Here is a 20,129-nt window from a genome sequence, read left to right as displayed (position 1 = left end):
TATAAATATTCAAAATATTTTTCATTATAGATATATATTTACTTTTAAATGTATTTTTAAAATATGTTAATGAACTCTTTATTGAATAATTTTTGATATACTTTAATTAACGTAGGGGGGAATATTATGTTTAGTTTTATATTAACTATGTTAATCTGTATATTTCTATTTATTAGTGCATATCAAATTCTAGTAAAAGATAATTTTAAGTTTGCTGAAATACCAGAAGTTTGCTTGCAAAAACTTTCTCAAAAGGAGAGATCTTATTTGCGTAAATCAATAAGTATATCATATATTTTGATTGGATTACTTATTTGGCTATTAATTATAATTGAGTCAACATTATTAACCAAACTTATACTAATTTTAGTCGGAGTTATATCTATAAATTTGATTAGAGTAACTATAAAATTTGTTTATTCAAAATAAAGTTAAGGCCCTTAAGATTGACTTATACTAACGTCTCTAACTTTATCTCTCAATATTGTTATATAGCTTGTTAACTATATTGATTTCATCATTTTATACCATTAAGTTACAATAGTAAACTAAACTTTAGATTGAAAATAAAATAATAATTATATATATTTAAATAAAGAAACAATTATAAATTAATAAGCAAAAATAATTAAAAGAAGAGATTAAATTATATATACGTAGCTATAATTTAGTATAAAATACAAGGGTCTACATATCAGTGAAATAAGTATCTAAAAAGTTATGAAGCGCAGAAAGAATACTAAACAGCTTTGTGATGAAAATCGAATTTACGGTGTTTATAAATTAGAAAGAAATTGAACGATATATAAATATGCTAAGAAATCACTGCCGAAAGATTTTAAAAAAGAAGGAAAGTGAGAAAAAATGAATACAGTACTGATGATTGATGATGATAAAGAGCTCTGTTCTCTTATAAAGAAGTGTTTGGATAATGAAGAAATATCGACTCTAGTAGAGTTTAGTGGAAGTGAAGGACTTAAAGTTGTGGATGAAAAGAAAGACAATCTTTCTCTTATTATTCTTGATGTTATGCTACCTGATTTAGATGGATTTAGTATCTTAAAAAAATAAGAGAAGTAAGCAATGTACCTGTTTTAATGCTAACTGCAAAAAATAGCGAAGAAGATAAAATAATTGGTCTTCGAACGGGTGCAGATGATTACTTGACAAAACCATTTAGTATAAATGAATTGACTGCACGGGTAGATTCTCTTATACGCCGATTTACCAAATTCAACAACATACCAGATAAACACCATTTAATCCTCAAAGGAATGATAATAGATATAGATAATCGTATTGTTTGTGTAAACGATAAACAAATTGACTTGACAGGTAAAGAATTTGACTTGCTATCATTTTTAGCGAGTAATAAAGGACGTGTCTATACAAAAAAGCAGATTTACACGCAAGTGTGGGAAGATGAATACACTTTTGATGATAGTAATATTATGTCATTTATAAGCAAACTTAGAAAGAAAATTGAGCCAAATCCTGATAATGCTTTTTATATTCAAACTGTTAGAGGTGTGGGGTATCGCTTTAATAGGGAGGTTTAGAAATGGGACTTACTGAATTTCTTATAATCGTATCCTCTATATTACTGATTGTTGTTTTTTATCTGGGTTTAAAACTATACAGAACAAAACAGCAGATCAGCGTGATACAAGAAGCGGTAACGGACATTAAAGAGGGAAATTTAAATCACAAAATACTTACAAGAGAAAATGACATGACAAGGCAGATTTGCTATGACTTAAATGCAATTACCACAGGTATGCAAGCAACACTAATAAATCAAAGACAGTCCGAACAGGCATACAAACGCTTGATGACAAGTCTTTCTCACGATGTTAAAACACCATTAACATCTCTTGTAGGTTACTTGGAAGCGATAGAAAAAAATATTGTCACGGGGAAAGAAAAGGACGAATATATACAGGTTGCAATAGGTAAAGCACATAATCTAAAAGATTTTACAGAGCGACTTTTTGAATGGGTAAAACTTGATGCAAGAGAACAAATATTTCATTTTGAAGTATGCGATATTAACGAACTTTCTCGTAGTATTGCCGCTGATTGGATTATTATTATAGAAAATAATAATTTCGATTATGAAATAAATATCCCCGAAAATGAATGTCTAGCCCGAATTGATGTAAATTCTTATACTCGAATTTTGAATAATCTTTTTCAAAATGTTATTGCTCATAGTAAAGGCACAAAACTTGTTTTTGATTTATATGAAAATGAAAATCAAGTCACGATAAAAGTTTCTGATAATGGTATAGGAATACCGCGTGATGAATTGTCACATATATTTGAAAGAATGTATCGAGGGGATAAATCTCGAATGACCACAGGGGCAGGACTTGGATTGTCTATCACGAAAGAACTTGTGGCTGTTCATAAAGGGACGATTGACGTGGAGAGTGTTTTAAAAGGATCTACTACATTTACTATTATTTTTCCAAAATCTCTATAAAGCTAAGGGATGAAAGCTCTGTATTATGCAGGGCTTTTTTTGTAAATAATAAAAGCAAGGAAAGAACAAGCTTACGGCAAGGTTATGGCAAGGTAAATGTATTATAATTTAATTGTGATTGTTTCTACCGTCATATCGGTTATTATATTGGGAAAGTAAAGGTATTGAAAGAGAGGAGATTTTATATGAATGATCTTATAATTGAAACTAAACAACTGACTAAAAAATATGGAGAGCAGACAGCAGTTAATTCAGTCAACCTCCATGTAAAAAAAGGTCGTATTTATGGATTATTAGGGCGTAACGGAGCAGGAAAAACCACTATCATGAAAATGATTTTAGGGTTGACTTCAATCACTTCCGGTGAAGTGGATGTATTCGGACAAAATATCAAAGGTCAAGAAAAACGAGTATATCCCCGTATCGGTGCTATTATCGAAACACCCGGTTTTTATCCAAATTTAACAGGAACAGAAAACTTAGAAATTTTTGCGAAGCTACGTGGTACAGTTGGCCCGAATGCAGTTGAAAATGCATTGAAAGTAGTAGGGTTACCTTATAAAGACAAAAAGTTGTTCGGTAAGTATTCTCTGGGAATGAAGCAACGTCTTGGTATTGCTAACGCTATTATGCACGACCCCGAACTACTGATTTTGGACGAACCTACAAACGGTCTTGACCCTATTGGGATTGCAGAAGTAAGAGATTTTATTAAAAATTTGAGTGTTGAGCATGGAAAAACAATTCTTATTTCTAGTCACATTCTTTCGGAAATCTCATTATTGGCTGATGATATTGGAGTTATTGACCACGGTGTTCTTTTAGAAGAAAGTAGCATGGAGGAACTTGAAAAGAAAAACCGCAGCTATATCATGTTGCAAGTTTCAGATATTCCAAAAGCTACACTGATTTTAGAACAAGAATTCAACTTGAAAGATTATTCTGTTCAAGATGATCAAACCCTACGACTTTATGATACTACTCTGGATATAGGTAAAATAAATAAAGCCCTTGTAATGCAGAATATAACTGTTATTAGTTCGGTACTGTGTCATGATACCTTAGAGGACTACTTCAAGAAAATTACAGGGGGTGAAGGTATTGCTTAACCTTATTCAAACAGAATTTCTTAAACTACGTCGCAATAAACTTATTTGGCTCATGTTGTTAGCCGCTCTAATTATGCCGTTTTTCGCACTATTTTTTGTGGATAAAGGTGTTGACCCGAGAAAGTATTATAGATGGTCAGCACTTGGTTTTACTCTTATCATTATCTTACCTGTTATTTTGGGAATACTTAGTACTATGCTTATGCACGAAGAGAATCAGTATGATATGTTAAAACAACTTTGGATTGTTCCTATCAGCAAAATGGGATACTTTTTTAGTAAATTTTTTATAGTTTTAGTTTACTCCATTTGTTTCATGCTAATTACATTCGTAGCTTCCGTTATGGTTAGTGTACTTTCGGGATATCTTGTATTTGAATGGGAGAACGTATTTTATTTGCTGAAAAATGTTTAGTGGCTGGTTTTTTTACTGCTTTTACAATGTTGCCGATTTTAGCAATAGCATCATCGAAAAAGGATACATTCTCCCCATTTGTATTACATTGATTTATGCCTTTTTTGCATTTTTTATAATGCCTATAAATACGTATCTACACCCATTAACTAGTATGGAAGTTATAGTCATGCGAAATAACGATATTCCAGGCATTTTTTGGCCACAAGGAATTAATGTTCCTTTAGCGTTTCTTTGTATTTGCGTTTGGGATATTATTGCAATATTTTTTGCAAATATCACATTGAAAAGAAGTGAGGTGTAAAGAATGCGAAAATTACTTTGGTCTGAAATACAAAAGATTCGTCGTTTAAATATTGTTTGGATTGCAGTTTTTGCAACGGTTATGGTAGCTGTTATTGTTTTTATACAGGGATGGGTTGCGTATAATGGGTCACGTGATATAGACAGTGCAGGATGGTATATGACTATGGCTCAGCCTTTGGCAACATTTTTTGTTCTTCCCGCAGTAATTTCTCTTTTGGGAAGTTATATGATTTGTCGTGAAGAAGATGAGGATACTATAAAATCTTTGCTACTTATTCCTGTAAATGAAACAAAGTTAATTGCTACAAAAATGATTATTACTTTTTTATTCAGCATTTTCATTTATTTACTGCTATTTGCAATAGCATTTTTGACTGAGGCAATATTACACTTTTCCGATTTATCGGTAGGAATGGTTTTATATTTTTGAAAATATATTTTCTTCAAGGTGTTGGAATATTCCTTGCTATCTCTCCTATTATTGCCTTGGTATCATATATGAAAAAAGGCTATTGGATTGCATTAGTATTAACTGAAATGTACTCTTTTGCTGGACTATTCATGAGTATGTCAAACACCCTAAAAACATTTTATCCTATTGCTGCAGTATTTGGGGTTTCTGGTTACACTGAAGCTACTGCCCAAAGTCGGATAGGAAGTGTTATAATCTTGTTACTATGTGGTTGCTTTTCTGTTTTTATACTCAAAGGTTTCAGATATAGTGAAAAGAATTAGCCATACGCTTGAGCGTATGGCTAAAATCAATGATATAAAAATAAAAGAATACTGTAATTATAATTATATATACAGCCTAAAATATGCTTTATTCTAATACTTAAAACAGTTATATAATTTAAATAATATAAAACTTATTTCTTATCAGTTTAATATATCTATTTTTTCCTTTTCATATAATCTCCCTTTTTATAATAGTAAACTAAGAATACACTTACCTTACTTTAATTTTGCTTTTAATTATTTTCTACACCAACATTATAAATCTCATAAAAGCGAACACCAAGCGAAATATACAATGTTAAAATTTTACAATTAACATTATTACATTGTATACAACAGACTTTCAATGTAATTCATAACTCAAATTATTGCAAAGTTCGACATTATGCATTTTTATCGTGAAACCTAATTTATAGTAATGCTATCAATATGCTACCTTTTAGAAATCTTTACTTAACTCCGTTAAACTAATAAAATTGTAATTATTATTTCAATATAAAATAGTATACTCAAAGTATAAACTCTTTTGAGATCTAATTTAGTGTCCTTATATTTTAAACTTGTTTATATTTTATTTGAACTTATTTTATTGTATATAATGCTATAATAAAAACTATATACTTTTCCCATTGATTCTACTTTTTACTATTTACCTATTACATATAATTAGTTAGACATGTACATTTTTATATTTTTAATTTTAAATTAAAATAAATAACAATTTGATATTTTTATTAGTCATATCACAGCCATAATTAGCAGTTTTATTAGTAATACCTATATCCTATACAATTTTGGAGGACCCATGAAATGAAAAAAATAAAGTATTTACTTGTCTTAGTTTTCTCAACTCTCTTACTAGTAGCTTGCAATAAAACTGATTTAACGACTGAAGAAAAACTTCAAGATTTTGAACAATTATATAATGAAATTACTGTTACATATCCATATTTTGGGTTAGAGGGTAAGATAACAAAAAATCAATGGCTAGCAAATCATGATCGATATGAAAAAAGTATAAAAAATACAGGTAATTTAAATTCTTTTTCTAAAGAATTAAACAATATAATGGGAGAACTAAACAACTATCACTCTTATATTGTAAGTAATAAATCAACATACGATAGCATTAAGTCTATAAGTGAGATGAGTGACTTCTTCCCTAATTTATTTAATAAAAATACAGATAACGCGTATCTAAATATGCCTAAAAGAGGGCCTTCCATACAAAATAGTAGTAACATTGTATGTTCAGATATTAAAAAAAACAAAATGGGATATATAAAAATACCTCAAATGAATCCAGTTGGTAGCTCAATTTCTGAAGATATGGACAAAATTGCTGATTATTTGAAAAACATACAAAACTATAACTCCCTAATAATTGATATTAGAGATAATTTAGGTGGATCAGATGAATATTGGAAAAGTCTAGTCTCAATAATAACTGATAAAGCCTATAGCACTAAAGGTTATTTACTTTTAAATAATGAATCGAATAATATGAAAAGCTATATTAAAAACTTTGATTTTAATTTTAAGCCCCTATCTGAATTACCAAGTGATATAAGAAAAATTGCTCCAGGGTATATAAATAATCTCAAAGGATTTGATGAAATAAATTTAAAAGTAGATGGTAAAGCTAAATACCCATTCAAAGGGAAAATATATGTGTTAGTAAATGATCAAGTTTTCTCGGGGGCTGAAACTTTTTCTATCTTTTGTAGAGACACAAAATTTGCTACGCTTGTAGGAAGTGAAACTTTAGGAGATGGTGGCGTTTCTAATCCCCTATGCATTAACTTAAAACATAGTGGCCTTATAGCCATAATATCTTCAAATATGTTTATGAGTAAAGATGGAATTGTAGATGAAGAAAATCCAGTTCAACCAGATTATTACGTAGAAGATACGTCATCAAAAGACATATTGAAGTCAGATGAATGTATTGATAAAGTAAAAAGTCTAGAATCAATAAATTAGAAAAATCTTTCGAGAAAATATGTTTCATAATATCAAATATTAAATAACTTTGTTGTATTTATAATCTTATGTAACTTAAACAGGCGATAATAAAGTTTATTTTATTATCGCCTGTTTAAGTGCATCTTTTACTGCATTTACAATTCAATTAGCAAATAATCCATTAGATTTTAAAAGTCAATTTTGTAGGCTCAAACTTAACTTTTTTAGGTTATAACTGATCGTGAATCTAAGTATTTATAATAATTAAATCAAAAATATCTATATAGTATTCGAATAATTTAATTAAATTTTTTTATTTTAAAAATAAAAAAAGATTGACTTCTTAAAAAGATTATATTATTATTTATTTTAATCCATACCAAATTAGTAGGTTATAAATGCATTGAAAAAGTAAAGTAGCATTTTGGAAAATCACAGAGAGGAAAACATTGGTGAGAGTTTTCTATTTAGAAGAAATGTGAAGTGCACTTTGGAGCAGAAACTCGAATTAACAGTAGAGTTCTCCGGGATCACCCGTTATAGTGATTAGGCATGTTAGTGCTGGAATTTTCGAGTGTAGATATATTTATTTATATCTAAATTAGAGTGGAACCGCGAGTATACCTCTCTCTATTAAATTAGAGACGAGGTTTTTTTGTATTTAAAAACTAATTTTAAATTCTATGATACAGGAGGTAGTAAACTTATGAAATACAAGTTTGATTAGGTAATAGACCGAGGTAATAACTCTTAAGCAAAATATCCAGATATGGATAAAAGAAAAGTTAAAAAAGCTATTTAAAAATAAATATATTGAAAATCGAAAGGAAATAAAATCATGAGTGAAAATATAGAAAAAAGAAAACCTACATTTAAATTTGCAATGTTGGTAATGATTGCTATTATAAGCTTAACTACAGTTGGTATGGTTGCATTTAAAGCATCTATAACTGTAATGTTTTTATTATCTTGGCTAATAGTAGTGCCTGCAGCTATGAGGTTAGGATACACTAATAGTGAAGTTGAAGAATTTGGATTTGAGGTTGGAAAGAGTGCTTTTCAATCTAACTTAATTATACTTTCTGTAGGAGTTTTAATTTCCACTTGGATTGCTGCTGGCACAATACCAACAATAGTCTACAGTGGACTTACAATAATAACACCTAAGTACTTTTTACTTACAACATTAATATTATGTTCTCTTACTTCATTAGCTACTGGAACATCTTGGGGTACTTTAGGAACTTCTGGAATAGCTCTAATGAGTATTGGAAATAGTATGGGGATTCCTGCTGGTCTTACAGCTGGAGCTATAATCTCTGGTGCATTCTTTGGTGATAAGATGTCTCCATTATCAGATTCCACAAACCTAGCTGCAGCTATTTGTAAAACGGATGTAATTACTCATATTAAACATATGATGTTTACAACTGTTCCAGCTTATCTAATATGTATAGTTTTATATACAGTTATAGGACTTAAATATGCTAACAATGTTATAGACTATAATCAAATAAATCAAATAAAGGAAGTTCTAAGTTCTACATTTAATATTGGGCTGGTATCATTAATCCCTATAATATTTTTACTTGTATTATTACTACTTCAAAAGCCCCCAATAGTCTCTATATTAGCATCTGCTCTTTTAGGAGGTATTATAGCTGTGATTCAAGAAGGACAAAAAATTGGAGATTTATTAAACTATGTACTTAATGGATATTCTATAGAAACCGGAATCTCTTATGCAGATAAGCTATTAAATCGTGGTGGCATAATGAGTATGGCTGAAACCGTACTATTAGTATTTATCGTATTTATAGTAGCTGGAATCCTACAAAAAACAGGATTTTTAGAAGTATTGTTAAAACCTATTATAGATAGGATTGGTAATTCTAGAGCTAAATTAGTTGGATCTACATTTGTTGTTAGTTATTTTGCAAATGCATTTAGTTCTTCTATGATGTTTACATCTGTATTTGTTGGAACTATAATGTCTCCTTTATATAAAGAATTTAAATTAAAGCCAGAAAATTTATCTAGAATAATAGAAGATACTGCTACATTAGGAGGACCATTAATACCTTGGAATTCAAATGCAATATTTTCTAGTCAGACATTGGGAGTTAGCCCATTTGAATTTATACCGTATTGTTTCTTAAGTTGGATAACTCCCATAATATCATTTATATATGGTATTACTGGAATTACAATGAAAACTTATGAAGAACAAGAGTTAGAAAGTACAATTATCTAAAAATAGGGTTAATAAATACTATTTTTAAGTGTTATAAAGTAAGGAGTAATTATATATGGAATTTCATTATTATTATTTAATTCAAGATTTTTTAGGAGTTTTATTATGCTTTTTAGGGATTATAATGGTTTATTTATGTTTGAAAATGATTTTTATAAGAAACTTTTCCAAAAATGCAATGTTATTTTTAATTAAATATAGTTTATTTATAATATCAGGAGTTAATCTACTATCTAATCATTTTGAACTCAAACCTTGGATTTTAAGCATGATTTTAGTAATTACTTCTTTTATTGTTACACCAAAACAGCGTATACTATAAATCTAGTAAATAATTAATTTTTTCTTAACATTGTAAATCAAATAAATATCTAATAGTAAATGTGATTTATATAAATTAAAGTTCTTAAAACCCAAATAAATGGATTTTAATGGCTTTTTTAATATACACCTTTAACTTAGGGTATTTATTAAAAAACTTTTTATGATTCTACCTATATATAATCCCCTTTAATATATTCAAGTATCATGATTATGTCAGCTTACCTTTTTTGAGTAAATGGAAAAACATTAAGTGATTAATTTTATATAAATTTAATCACTTAATGTTTTTCCTCTAATTTATAAGCTACTTTTCTTATTATTTCTTTTAATAATCTAAAAAGCGTCTCATATTTGAAATACCTAATACTAATTAGCACTTAAATAGTTCATTTTAACCGATATAACTCTTAATAAATAATTCATTATGAAAATTGTAGCTATGTAGTAACATATAAAAACACCTATACCGTTAATAGCCATTACACTCTCAAAAACTAGTAAAATACAAGTAATTATTGAAAATAATAATTGCAAACTATAATAAGAATCCTTTTTAACATTTATATTCTCATTGTTATTAGTGTAAATAATAATTTTCTTTTTATATGATATTAAACTATATATAAAAAGAGTTAATGGTATTATAATTGCTGAAATCACAAGTAATGTGTACTCTATTTTGAATCCCCCCTAAATCTTTGTTTATTTAATTATAACAGAACTTAAAGTTAAAAATGTTCTAGATACCATATTTAATATTCTAACTCAAAAATAACAATTCAGAACTTTATAAATTAAACATATACTGTATTAAATATAGCTATTCACTCGTTTATCTTAATTGGAGTTTTAATTTTTAGTATTGGATTAATATATTTGTTCTCTATAGAAATTAATAGATTGAAAAACAACTGTTTTAGTGGTTATTTTGTTAAACTCTATGTATATATACAATAGAAATTCTTTGAAAGGTTTTAATTGCAATCAATAGTTATAAAAAGTAAAACAAATTGAGATTAAGTTAGTAATTACTATATACTATAGGTAAATTTGAATTTTAAAAGGGGCATTGTAAATTGGTGGAATATAAAAATAGAGAAGAGTTAATTTTAGAAATTTCAAATCGTTCAAAATTATTCATAGGAGAATTTAATTGTATTAATGAAAAAGATAAAGATAAATTAATTGATGGAGTAGATAAAACTCCAGCTCAAATGATTGCTTATCAATTAGGGTGGATGAATCTTATTCTTGATTGGGAAAGTAAAGAGCAGCAGGGGATTACTGTTATAACCCCAACCCCAGACTATAAATGGAATAATCTTGGTGGTTTATATGAAAATTTCTATAAAAAGTATGATGTATATACTCTAGCAGAGTTATGTAATATGTTTGTAGAAACTGAAAAGAAAATTATACAATTAATAAATACATATACAGATACGGAGTTGTTTCAACAAGGAGGAAGAGGGTGGTCATCATCAACACCTTCAAATTGGCCACTATGGAAGTGGATTCATATAAATACTGTTGAACCTTTCAAGTCATTTAGGACAAAAATACGAAAGTGGAAAAAGCTACATCAATATCAAGCTAAAGCCCTTAGAATCTAAATGAATGGATTTTAAGGGCTTTTTCACTATATACCTTTAAATAAGTTTTTAGAATATAGTTTATTTTATTTCAGTAACTTTAAAATTACTTGTTGTGTTGGAACAATGTTGTTTATATTCCACTCATTTATCATATACTTTTCACCGTCAAGAATTATTGTATCTTCACCTACTAAATAACATCCATGTCCTTTATTTAGTAGATATTCATATGTAGCATTACTTAAATTCATTTGGGTTCGCTGCTATAAACTCTATATGACCGCATTTAGCACATACATAACATAAAACGTCACTTATCTTTTCACCTTTAAATGTACCTTTTCTCTTTGTCCTTATGTATGGTTTTACTCCAAATGTTTCAGTTTTAAAATCTACCATCTTCATTTCCATTTTACATTTTTGACATTCCATAAATATCCCCCCCCTTTAATATTTATGTTATATACATAAGTAAAAAAAGAAAAGTACATATATAACAAATCTTTAAATTTATGTTTATGAATTTAAGTTACTCTCTAGTAGCTATAATCCAAATAAGTGGATTATATAAACATTTTTACTAATTTCTGTTTAAGTAAATTTTTATATAATATACTATTTTTTATATTTAACTCCCAAATAAACCTATCTCAATCCATTTTCAATACTTTTCACTTTAATTTTTATATAATTTTAATTATTCTTTTAAAGTTTAATAAGGATAATTCAAAATATATTTTAATCTGGAATTATACAATAAGGTTTCATACTTTGAGATTTCAGTTTGAATGGAGGAAGTTTAGAAATGAATAAACATATATGGAATCTAATAGATTGGATTATAGGAGAATTTGGACTTATATTTATAATATCCGAACCTTCAAAGTTTTTTGAACCCAATCTATATGAACCAAATCTATATAGTAGCCCCTATAACATTCCTCAAAGGATAGTAGGTTTATTTTTGATATATTGCTTTTTATCAGTAATATACTGGGTAATAAAGAAAAAAATAAATATGGTAGTTCATTACAGTTTAATAATAGCCATATATATAGCAATTGCTGTACTATATCTTATTGCAGTCCAATCAGGTATATAAAATATAATAATAATTTTAATATTATTAAGTTTAATCTTTTGAAGTTTCTGTGCAATAAATCAGTTTATATACTACTATATAAAATAAAGAATATATATAAATAGATGTTCATAGTAAATATAGGGGGTGTAATTATGGGTTTCGATATGGAAGCAGTTAGATTTTATTTAGGTTTATTTTTATAATATATGGAATAGTTTTTGTAGCAATAGAAAAATTTAAAGGGATAACTATTTACGACTCAAAAGATCAGATTAACGGAATAATAAATGGATCTGTAAACATGTTAGTTGGAGTAGTTGTATTTTCTACAAGTCTTAAAAGGGGTATAGTAACATCAGCTTTAGTACTACTTATATGGATAATAGAAAGAAGTATGTTGAACTCATATCTAAATACAAAAAGAGCAAAGTATTTAAACCATACTGGTGTTTCAACATCTTCAATCAAAGCAAGGCACAAAGGAAAAGCTATTATAGATGGTAAAGAGGTTAAAATTACTGCATGGGACAAAGATATACCAAAAGACTCTGAAATAATAATAACTGACTTAGTGGGTGCTACTCTCTTAGCTAAAAATAAGTAAATAGTTAATCATTTATATAGCTCAGGAAGGTTATGTAGTTATATAAATGATTAATCCGAGTTTTATGTTCATTATATATTAATATGGTTTATCAATCTCCACTATAAATTAGAAATTGTAAATATGGCTGCAATTAAATTGTTATTCCTTCAAACAAAGGTACAAAATTTTCATCCCCAGGTGAATCATCTTTATATTTAATCAAGTTTTTAAGGATTAGTTATTTGTGTTATCTTCATAAATATAACTAAATCTTTTTCATTTGATCCTAGCTTATAATCACCTTCCATATCTACGCTAGATACCAATTTATCCTCACCAGCAATACTATATATCACAATAGGTGTGTCTTTATTAAATTTTAATATCTTTTCTACTTCTATTCCTGATAATGCAATCCCCATATCTGAATCTTCAAAGAAATCCAATGTTATATCTTGATAATTCGGCTCAATGAAAAGCTTTATATTTTTATCTTCCTGATATACGCTTACTGGCACTTTCTTATTTCCAATATCTAAAATTAAGTTATATAATCTATGATCTTTTATAAATTCACCTTTTTTATATTCCTTAGCATAAAAATCAATCTCATATTTATCTTTGTTTAAATTTTCAATGTCATAATCTAGTCCCATCCCACTAATACTTCTTTCAGAAGAATGATTTCTAACTAACTTAAGTTGATTTTCATTTGTATTAATGTCACATCCTATAAAAAACATTGAAAATATAATCAAATAGTAACTAATCAATATAGGTTTTCTCATAAGTGCTCCCCTTTTAAGGTAATTATATACTGAATCTCTTTATCGTTAACTCTATTTTATTTAAATAAATTTACTATCAAAATACACTTGAATTTTATTTTATATATATAATTATTATAAGTTGGAACTTGTTAAAAAAAGGAAATACTCTTATGCAATAGTAATATAATTATATTATCTCGGAGGTGAATAATGAATAATAAATGTTCTCACTTAAAAAAACCAATGCTATTGACATCTCTTCCACTAGGAGTAATGTCCTTCTTAATTCCTATATATAGCAAAAAACTTAATATGAATGCAGTAGAAATAACAGGCCTATTTTCTGTAATATCACTAATTTTAATATTAACTAGACCTATTTTAGGTAAACTTGTAGATGACTTTGGAAGAAAACCTATATTGATATTTTCTTGTATTTTTTTTGCAATATCCTATGCTATATTTTCGATTTCAAACACAGCAATAACACTATATATAGCTAGAATTTTCAAGGTATAGCTACTGCATCAATGACTATTTCTACCTATACAATTATTTCAGATACGACCAAAGAAAAAAACTTTTCAGAAGCCTTTGGAAGTATACATTCATATAAATCACTAGGTTATTTATATGGGTGTATTATAGCCTTTTCTATATTATCTTTTATGCGATTTACACAAGGATGGAAAGTATTATTCATCATATTTTCTATTGCTTCTATTTATGCGGTATTTGAGGTGAAAACTAAGGTTCCTGAAAGTAAAAAAACAGAAATAAGTGTAAACAATAAATTCAATAAAAATATATCAAAGAAAATAAAAAAATTATTAATAATAATATTTATAACATATGTATCATCATCAATGTTAGGATCAATAATTATGATCTATATGCAAGATAAGTTTACAAATAATATTTTATTATTAGCATATGCATTTCTACCAGCTCTTTTAGCTGAAAGTTTTTTCTCAAAGAAAATAGGAATTTTTTCAGATAATTACGGTAAAAAATATTCGATGATGTTAGGTCTGATTATTTGCGGAGTCGTATCTATTTTTACTCCAAGCGCTAATTCGCTTATATTATTATCGATGTTATGGATTATATCTACATTAGGCAGTGTTTTATATAGTCTGTCCGAAAAAAATATTTATACAAATATGACCGATAAATCATCAATGGGAGCAATGTATAGTCTTTATAGTATTGTTTGTGATTTTGGATTAATGATAGGGCCTTTAATAGGTGGGATTCTTTATGATAAAGTTTCTCCTAAAGCTCCATTTTATTTGAATGGAACTCTTATGCTTATCTCATCGATTCTTATATTAATATTAATTAAAGAAAAAATTCAAGAAAATTCACAAATGTAATAAACAAATTATTAGTTTTACCTAACAAGCCTTAAATTTTAGAGTCTATAGTTATAAATTAATGGACTTATACTCCGAATAAATGGATTATAAGTCCATTTTTACTCCTAATCTTAAAACAAGTTTTTAAGAATTAGTTGGTTATAATCAAAATAGTTAACATTAATACAAGACATATAGTTGCTAAAGATGCGCATATATTAATAACTTTATTCAGTTTTAAATCTGATTTAAATATTTTAATAAGTATAAAGTAAATTAAAATACCTATAGCTCCACCTAGCGTATTATTAATTAAATCTGTTATATCAGATGCTCCTAAACCAAATATAAATTGTGTTATTTCAAATAACAAACTTACTCCAAATATAGGAAGTATCTTTTTTATAAAACTCCAATCCCACTTTAACATACCTATATAACAACCTAAAGGTATAAATGCAATTACGTTTTCTATTAACTCTCTGGTATAAAGCTTGCCATTTACTATTACAGAACTTCCATAAGGTACTAAGTTAATACTTCTTTCCCCCGAAACTGCTACACCCATTTTAAATACTATTACAAAGGTTAGTATAAACAAATATATTATCAATAAAATACTCGTTACCTTATAGGTGTTATTTTTTTACTTATTTCCATTTAACTCCCCCCTAAATACTTTATCTAAATTTAATAGTAAGTTATATAAAATAAAAAAACTAGTAAAAACTCTTATACTATTAAAAAATTTATTTAACTTACCTATACTAATTTAAATAAATAGTCTTAAAATTTCTTACCCATGATCACAAAAACATCTGTTTTAATGGACATTTTAATATTTTGAAATTATAATCTATTTAGAATATATTGGGAGAGTGAGAGTGTGGATGAAACTAAACAAATAAAAGAAGAACTTAGCTATATACATAGTTCAATAGATAATTTATCTAATACTATGAATGATATAAATAGTACACTTTTAAATAGTAAAGGTGGACTGGAATATGTATTAATTATAATTGTATTATTTTGTATAAATAGCAATATTAAGAAGTTGACACAAGCAATTAGAGAAAATAAAAAGTAAGTTAATGCCCTTAAAATCTAAATAAATAGATTTTAAGGGCATTATTACTAGATACCTTTAAACGTGTTTTTAACAACTAGTCTAATGAGTTTTTATTTTTAAATTTTCTTCTTCTAATTCTATTGTTTTCTTATCTAGTCTTTCAAATAATATAGAAATTTCATATGGTAGAGTACACTCTATTCTTTCTATTTCACTCCACTTACTATGATTAATAGATAGCCATTCTTTTATTTTCAACGAAGATTCTGGTAAAAATGGTTCTAATAAGTTAGCTAGATTTACAATAGCATAAATACAAGTATATATACTGTTTTGCATCTTTCATTATCCTCTTTTACCGTTATCCAAGGTGTACTTGAATCAAAGTACTTATTTACACTCCTTATAACTTCAAAAATATTCTCAAGTGCAATTCTTAAATTTCCTTTTTCTATAAGAACACCTACTTCATTATATAATTGCTTTATACTTTCTTTAATATTTTTATCAATCTCACCATTAGTAACTTTATTATTATAATACTTTTTTATAAACACTAGAGTTCTGTTAACTAAATTCCCGTAGGCTCCTAGTAACTCTCCATTATTGCTATTTACAAATTCCCTCCATGAAAAATCAGAATCTCGTTTTTCTGGAGCGTTTATTAAGAAAAAGTACCTTAATGAATCAGAATTATAACGCTTTACTATATCAGGAATCCATACAGCCCAGTTATTACTAGTTGAAATCTTTTTGCCTTCTAATGTTAAATATTCGCTAGATACAATTCTATCAACTAATTTTGTATATTCAATTCCATTTAATAAAGCTGGTAGTATTATCGAGTGAAACGGAATATTATCTTTACCATGAACATAACAAGAAACTGCATCATCATTCCAAAACTCTTGATATGATTTGTTATTATCTCTTGCCCATTTTTTACTCATTGTAAGATATCCAAGTACAGCATCTATCCAAACATACACCTTCTTATCCTTAAATCCATCTATTGGTACATCTATACCTAAAGAAATATCTCTTGATATGGCCCTATCATGTAACCCTTCAATAAGGTATCTTTCTGTATTATTTACAGCATTTATTTTCCATGTATCTTTATTTGCCTCTAAATTATCTTTTATAACATCTTGAAATTTAGATAAAGCAAAGTATAGATGCTTAGATTCTTTTATTGTAGGTGAATCATCACATAACTTACATTTTCTATCTGATAATTCTAACGGATCTAGCAAAGATCCACAGTGGTCACATTGATCTCCTCTTGCGGTTGATTTACACTTAGGGCATAAACCTTCAACATACCTATCGGGTAAAAATTGTTGGCAACTATTACAATAAACCTGTTCTACATTTTTTTCGTAAATCAAACCCTTGTTGTACAAAGAAGTGATTATATTTTGGACTTCTATTTTATGAAACTCACAATCAGTTCTTCCATAACAATCATATGAAAAATTCAATTTATCAAAACAATACTTAAATTCCCTATGATACTTATTTGCTACTTCCTTTGGAGTCACACCTTCCGACTTTGCTCTAATTGATATCGGCGTTCCATGGCAATCACTACCTGATACATAAAGAACATTATCGCCTTTTTTCTATAGTATCTAGCTATTACATCTCCAGGTAATAGGGCTACTATATGACCAATGTGAAGTGATCCATTAGCGTATGGCCACGCTCCTCCTATAAAAATATTCATATCCAATACCTCCTAAATAATTTTTTATAATAAAAAAACTCCCGTCCCTAAGAAATTAATCTTAGGAACGAGAGTTAAACTTCGTGTTACCATCCTAATTCATGTATATCTCACAATATACATCTCTTCAAGTACGCCATAATATACCTATGGTTATACCCTATCACTATAACGGGTGAACCCGTTGCAGCCTTAATTTTATAAAAAATCTCGGTGCACAGCTCCAAGGCCATTTTCACTCTAATATCCTTTGCTTCCTCTCACCAAATAGAAACTCTCTGTAAAAGTATTCTTAAAGCTACTTTCCTCTTCATTGCATTTAATATAAGTCTAAATAATAGTCTTTATATTATTATATGCTATTTTAGTATAAAAAATCATCTAATAAATTATATTTGATCAAATAACAATTAAATTAAAAGTTCTGATATGCTTTAATTAGAAAATGTTTCAATATGAATTATAAAAATGCTAGGGGGATAATTATGTTTAAGATTATAGAAATACATGATATTGAACTTAAGTCTAATGTTGCTGATTGCATATTAAGAAAACTGCCTGAGTGGTTTGATATTGAAGAGTCTATAGTTGAATATGTAGAAGGTGTAAAAGATACTAAATTTTATGTAGCTTATGACGTAGAAAAACCTATTGGATTTATAAGTATAAAGCATAATAATGAGTACACATCAGAAATATATGTTATAGGAGTATTAAAAGAATATCAAGGTAAGCATGTTGGAAAATCATTAGTTGAGGTTGCTAATAACATATTATCCAGCAAAGGTACTAAATTTCTTCAAGTTAAAACACTAGGACCATCAAATCCAAATAAGTACTATGCAGATACAAGGAGGTTCTATAAAAGTGTTGGCTTTTACCCATTGGAAGAAATAAAAGAACTTTGGGATGAAATAAATATATGTTTAATAATGATAAAAAATATTTAATTAGAAAGTGGTCATAAATTAAAAAAACTGTTCAATAAAACATATGATTTTATGTGCAGTTTCTTATATTAAAACAACAAGTCTTAAAATTTTACTTCTAGTTATATTAAGATAAAGTTAATGCCCTTAAAATCTAAATAACTATATTTTAAGGGCATCTTTACTACAAATCTTTAACCAAGTTTAGAAATTGCTATAAACTAATTTACTTTACATTTTAGGTATCAATTCAAAAATAAATGTGATATATTTGTACTATAAAGATACAAATATATCACATTAAAAGGGGATTTATTATGAAAGAAACAATACACAAACATTCATATTTCCTAGGATTTCTAGGGTTTTTAGGATTTTCAGGGGTAAATAATGACCCTATATTCTTTCTAAACTTTGCTTTCTTTGGTTGTTTTGCTTATTTTTGGTGGTTTAAACTAGGATTAACTGAAGATGAACGATTAATTGCAGATAGATATAAAGCAGGTTCAATTTCTTTTAGGATATGTTTTTCAATAGCATTTTTATTAAGTCTTTTTATTGGTCAATTTTCTTTAGACTTTGAATTACTTTATAAAATCCAATTAATTATACTATCACTTACTTTTGCAATATCTGTAAATTTATGGGCATATTTAACTTACAAATTTGATTTAGAGGACTAAAAATATTATGACAAATTATATAAGTAATTTAAAAAAATATCGACAATTAAAAGAACTAACACAGGAAGAGTTGGCTATCAAAGTTAATGTTAGAAGAGAAACCATAGCTCGTTTAGAAAATGCTAAATATAATCCTTCACTTGAACTAGCTGTGAGAATATCTAGGGAATTAGATACCCCAATTGAGAATCTATTCATTTTTGAACTTTAACAATCACTAAGTTAATGCCCTTAGAATACAAATAAATGAATTCTAAGGGCATTTTTAATCCTAATCTTTAAACAAGTTTTTAAGTATTAGTTATTTACTTTAAATTTTAGTCATACTATAAAAACCAATGTGATATATATGTAATATATAGATATAAATAAGTCACATTAATTAAGGGAGATTTTTGTATGTATGAGTATAAATTTATAGAAGTACCATTAAAGAAAGGTTTTAAAGTTAAATCCGGAGATACTTTTGAAGCATGTAAGTCTATTATTCATGATGAATCTAAAAATGGATGGAGATTAAAGCAAATTGTCATTCCTTCAAATGAAAATACAGGATTTTCAGCTCCAGGTGTAGCAGCTCCATATTTCTATCAAATTATTTTTGAAAAAAGAAATAAATTAAATACTTCATTTATGTTTTGTAAGTCAATTATAAATACAACTTTATTTTACATAAAAAAAGGATTATAAAATCTTTCTCAAATTTTATAATCCTTTTAAATTATGA

19 protein-coding genes, 4 pseudogenes and 2 other annotated features are annotated in these 20,129 nt (G+C 27.4%); of the genes and pseudogenes, 17 read left to right on the top strand and 6 right to left on the bottom strand.

Annotated elements, in window-relative coordinates:
* Positions 1 to 126 precede the first annotated feature (126 nt).
* From LEQ07_RS13125 to LEQ07_RS13085, 9 genes and pseudogenes are all read left to right on the top strand, one after another.
* Positions 127 to 429, top strand: a complete 303-nt coding sequence (locus tag LEQ07_RS13125) for a hypothetical protein (RefSeq protein WP_046824130.1) — start codon at positions 127 to 129, stop codon at positions 427 to 429.
* 435 nt (positions 430 to 864) lie between these two features.
* Positions 865 to 1,559, top strand: a pseudogene (locus LEQ07_RS13120) (response regulator transcription factor).
* 2 nt (positions 1,560 to 1,561) lie between these two features.
* Positions 1,562 to 2,485, top strand: a complete 924-nt coding sequence (locus LEQ07_RS13115) for a sensor histidine kinase (RefSeq protein WP_263331005.1) — start codon at positions 1,562 to 1,564, stop codon at positions 2,483 to 2,485.
* Between the two features lie 185 nt (positions 2,486 to 2,670).
* Positions 2,671 to 3,594: an ABC transporter ATP-binding protein gene (locus tag LEQ07_RS13110; protein ID WP_263331003.1), complete on the top strand. Its 924-nt coding sequence runs from the start codon at positions 2,671 to 2,673 to the stop codon at positions 3,592 to 3,594.
* On the top strand, positions 3,587 to 4,009 hold the full coding sequence (locus tag LEQ07_RS21635; RefSeq protein ID WP_332843182.1) for an ABC transporter permease: 423 nt from the start codon (positions 3,587 to 3,589) through the stop codon (positions 4,007 to 4,009). Before LEQ07_RS13110 ends, LEQ07_RS21635 begins: the two co-directional genes overlap by 8 nt.
* Before the next feature lie 307 nt (positions 4,010 to 4,316).
* Positions 4,317 to 5,050 (top strand): annotated as a pseudogene (locus LEQ07_RS23075) (ABC transporter permease).
* Between the two features lie 813 nt (positions 5,051 to 5,863).
* Positions 5,864 to 7,036 carry a S41 family peptidase gene (locus tag LEQ07_RS13095; protein WP_263331001.1) on the top strand — a complete coding sequence of 391 codons (1,173 nt, stop codon included), beginning with the start codon at positions 5,864 to 5,866 and terminating at the stop codon, positions 7,034 to 7,036.
* Between the two features lie 376 nt (positions 7,037 to 7,412).
* Positions 7,413 to 7,653: a binding site (T-box leader), on the top strand.
* 203 nt (positions 7,654 to 7,856) lie between these two features.
* On the top strand, positions 7,857 to 9,272 hold the full coding sequence (gene nhaC, locus LEQ07_RS13090) for a Na+/H+ antiporter NhaC (protein WP_263330998.1): 1,416 nt from the start codon (positions 7,857 to 7,859) through the stop codon (positions 9,270 to 9,272).
* Positions 9,273 to 10,675: 1,403 nt separating this feature from the next.
* Positions 10,676 to 11,209, top strand: a complete 534-nt coding sequence (locus LEQ07_RS13085) for a ClbS/DfsB family four-helix bundle protein (RefSeq protein ID WP_332843184.1) — start codon at positions 10,676 to 10,678, stop codon at positions 11,207 to 11,209.
* Between the two features lie 65 nt (positions 11,210 to 11,274).
* Here LEQ07_RS13085 and LEQ07_RS13080 read toward each other — a convergent pair whose 3' ends face one another.
* Positions 11,275 to 11,442 carry a hypothetical protein gene (locus tag LEQ07_RS13080; protein WP_263330993.1) on the bottom strand — a complete coding sequence of 56 codons (168 nt, stop codon included), beginning with the start codon at positions 11,440 to 11,442 and terminating at the stop codon, positions 11,275 to 11,277.
* Positions 11,429 to 11,623 (bottom strand): hypothetical protein, encoded by a 195-nt coding sequence (locus tag LEQ07_RS13075; RefSeq protein WP_263330992.1) that lies wholly within the window; start codon positions 11,621 to 11,623, stop codon positions 11,429 to 11,431. Before LEQ07_RS13075 ends, LEQ07_RS13080 begins: the two co-directional genes overlap by 14 nt.
* Before the next feature lie 373 nt (positions 11,624 to 11,996).
* Here LEQ07_RS13075 and LEQ07_RS13070 point away from each other — a divergent pair, with 373 nt between their 5' ends.
* Positions 11,997 to 12,293: a hypothetical protein gene (locus LEQ07_RS13070; protein ID WP_263330990.1), complete on the top strand. Its 297-nt coding sequence runs from the start codon at positions 11,997 to 11,999 to the stop codon at positions 12,291 to 12,293.
* Positions 12,294 to 12,576: 283 nt separating this feature from the next.
* Positions 12,577 to 12,879 (top strand): NfeD family protein, encoded by a 303-nt coding sequence (locus tag LEQ07_RS13065; RefSeq protein ID WP_263330987.1) that lies wholly within the window; start codon positions 12,577 to 12,579, stop codon positions 12,877 to 12,879.
* A gap of 209 nt (positions 12,880 to 13,088) precedes the next feature.
* Here the strand turns inward: LEQ07_RS13065 and LEQ07_RS13060 are convergent, their stop codons facing one another.
* On the bottom strand, positions 13,089 to 13,649 hold the full coding sequence (locus tag LEQ07_RS13060; protein WP_263330986.1) for a hypothetical protein: 561 nt from the start codon (positions 13,647 to 13,649) through the stop codon (positions 13,089 to 13,091).
* 203 nt (positions 13,650 to 13,852) lie between these two features.
* On the opposite strand from LEQ07_RS13060, the pseudogene LEQ07_RS13050 reads away from it, so the two are divergent.
* Positions 13,853 to 15,004, top strand: a pseudogene (locus LEQ07_RS13050) (MFS transporter); the annotation flags it as partial.
* A gap of 136 nt (positions 15,005 to 15,140) precedes the next feature.
* Here LEQ07_RS13050 and LEQ07_RS13045 read toward each other — a convergent pair.
* Positions 15,141 to 15,590, bottom strand: a complete 450-nt coding sequence (locus LEQ07_RS13045) for a VanZ family protein (RefSeq protein WP_263331010.1) — start codon at positions 15,588 to 15,590, stop codon at positions 15,141 to 15,143.
* Between the two features lie 285 nt (positions 15,591 to 15,875).
* On the opposite strand from LEQ07_RS13045, the gene LEQ07_RS13040 reads away from it, so the two are divergent.
* Positions 15,876 to 16,079 (top strand): hypothetical protein, encoded by a 204-nt coding sequence (locus tag LEQ07_RS13040; RefSeq protein ID WP_263330980.1) that lies wholly within the window; start codon positions 15,876 to 15,878, stop codon positions 16,077 to 16,079.
* 81 nt (positions 16,080 to 16,160) lie between these two features.
* Here the strand turns inward: LEQ07_RS13040 and LEQ07_RS21620 are convergent, their stop codons facing one another.
* Positions 16,161 to 16,400, bottom strand: a complete 240-nt coding sequence (locus tag LEQ07_RS21620; protein WP_332843179.1) for a hypothetical protein — start codon at positions 16,398 to 16,400, stop codon at positions 16,161 to 16,163.
* Positions 16,361 to 17,790, bottom strand: a pseudogene (gene metG, locus LEQ07_RS13035) (methionine--tRNA ligase). The gene LEQ07_RS21620 and the pseudogene metG overlap by 40 nt, the downstream one beginning before the upstream one ends.
* A 60-nt stretch (positions 17,791 to 17,850) precedes the next feature.
* Positions 17,851 to 18,113, bottom strand: a binding site (T-box leader).
* A 162-nt stretch (positions 18,114 to 18,275) separates the two neighbouring features.
* Between metG and LEQ07_RS13030 the strand changes: the two are divergent.
* The 4 genes from LEQ07_RS13030 to LEQ07_RS13015 all read left to right on the top strand — a co-directional run bounded on the left by LEQ07_RS13030 (position 18,276) and on the right by LEQ07_RS13015 (position 20,092).
* Positions 18,276 to 18,740 (top strand): GNAT family N-acetyltransferase, encoded by a 465-nt coding sequence (locus tag LEQ07_RS13030; protein WP_263330979.1) that lies wholly within the window; start codon positions 18,276 to 18,278, stop codon positions 18,738 to 18,740.
* 296 nt (positions 18,741 to 19,036) lie between these two features.
* Positions 19,037 to 19,402: a DUF3796 domain-containing protein gene (locus LEQ07_RS13025; protein WP_263330977.1), complete on the top strand. Its 366-nt coding sequence runs from the start codon at positions 19,037 to 19,039 to the stop codon at positions 19,400 to 19,402.
* A gap of 7 nt (positions 19,403 to 19,409) precedes the next feature.
* The gene (locus LEQ07_RS13020) at positions 19,410 to 19,613 is read left to right on the top strand and encodes a helix-turn-helix transcriptional regulator (RefSeq protein ID WP_234249286.1); all 204 of its coding nucleotides are present in this window, start codon (positions 19,410 to 19,412) and stop codon (positions 19,611 to 19,613) included.
* Positions 19,614 to 19,801: 188 nt separating this feature from the next.
* Positions 19,802 to 20,092: a DUF4177 domain-containing protein gene (locus tag LEQ07_RS13015; RefSeq protein ID WP_263330974.1), complete on the top strand. Its 291-nt coding sequence runs from the start codon at positions 19,802 to 19,804 to the stop codon at positions 20,090 to 20,092.
* Positions 20,093 to 20,129: the final 37 nt, after the last annotated feature.

It is taken from the genome of Paraclostridium sp. AKS73 (assembly GCF_025671395.1).
Classification (GTDB): Bacteria; Bacillota; Clostridia; order Peptostreptococcales; family Peptostreptococcaceae; genus Paraclostridium; species Paraclostridium benzoelyticum.
Note: the sequence above shows the minus strand (reverse complement) of the source record. Positions and strands in the feature narration are given on the sequence as shown.

Coding starts and splice junctions, on each gene's coding strand:
- LEQ07_RS13125 (WP_046824130.1), top strand. CDS start 127: ATGTTTAGTTTTATATTAACTATGTTAATCTGTATATTTCTATTTATT.
- LEQ07_RS13115 (WP_263331005.1), top strand. CDS start 1,562: ATGGGACTTACTGAATTTCTTATAATCGTATCCTCTATATTACTGATT.
- LEQ07_RS13110 (WP_263331003.1), top strand. CDS start 2,671: ATGAATGATCTTATAATTGAAACTAAACAACTGACTAAAAAATATGGA.
- LEQ07_RS13095 (WP_263331001.1), top strand. CDS start 5,864: ATGAAAAAAATAAAGTATTTACTTGTCTTAGTTTTCTCAACTCTCTTA.
- nhaC (WP_263330998.1), top strand. CDS start 7,857: ATGAGTGAAAATATAGAAAAAAGAAAACCTACATTTAAATTTGCAATG.
- LEQ07_RS13080 (WP_263330993.1), bottom strand. CDS start 11,442: ATGAATTTAAGTAATGCTACATATGAATATCTACTAAATAAAGGACAT.
- LEQ07_RS13075 (WP_263330992.1), bottom strand. CDS start 11,623: ATGGAATGTCAAAAATGTAAAATGGAAATGAAGATGGTAGATTTTAAA.
- LEQ07_RS13070 (WP_263330990.1), top strand. CDS start 11,997: ATGAATAAACATATATGGAATCTAATAGATTGGATTATAGGAGAATTT.
- LEQ07_RS13065 (WP_263330987.1), top strand. CDS start 12,577: ATGTTAGTTGGAGTAGTTGTATTTTCTACAAGTCTTAAAAGGGGTATA.
- LEQ07_RS13060 (WP_263330986.1), bottom strand. CDS start 13,649: ATGAGAAAACCTATATTGATTAGTTACTATTTGATTATATTTTCAATG.
- LEQ07_RS21620 (WP_332843179.1), bottom strand. CDS start 16,400: ATGCAAAACAGTATATATACTTGTATTTATGCTATTGTAAATCTAGCT.
- LEQ07_RS13030 (WP_263330979.1), top strand. CDS start 18,276: ATGTTTAAGATTATAGAAATACATGATATTGAACTTAAGTCTAATGTT.
- LEQ07_RS13025 (WP_263330977.1), top strand. CDS start 19,037: ATGAAAGAAACAATACACAAACATTCATATTTCCTAGGATTTCTAGGG.
- LEQ07_RS13020 (WP_234249286.1), top strand. CDS start 19,410: ATGACAAATTATATAAGTAATTTAAAAAAATATCGACAATTAAAAGAA.
- LEQ07_RS13015 (WP_263330974.1), top strand. CDS start 19,802: ATGTATGAGTATAAATTTATAGAAGTACCATTAAAGAAAGGTTTTAAA.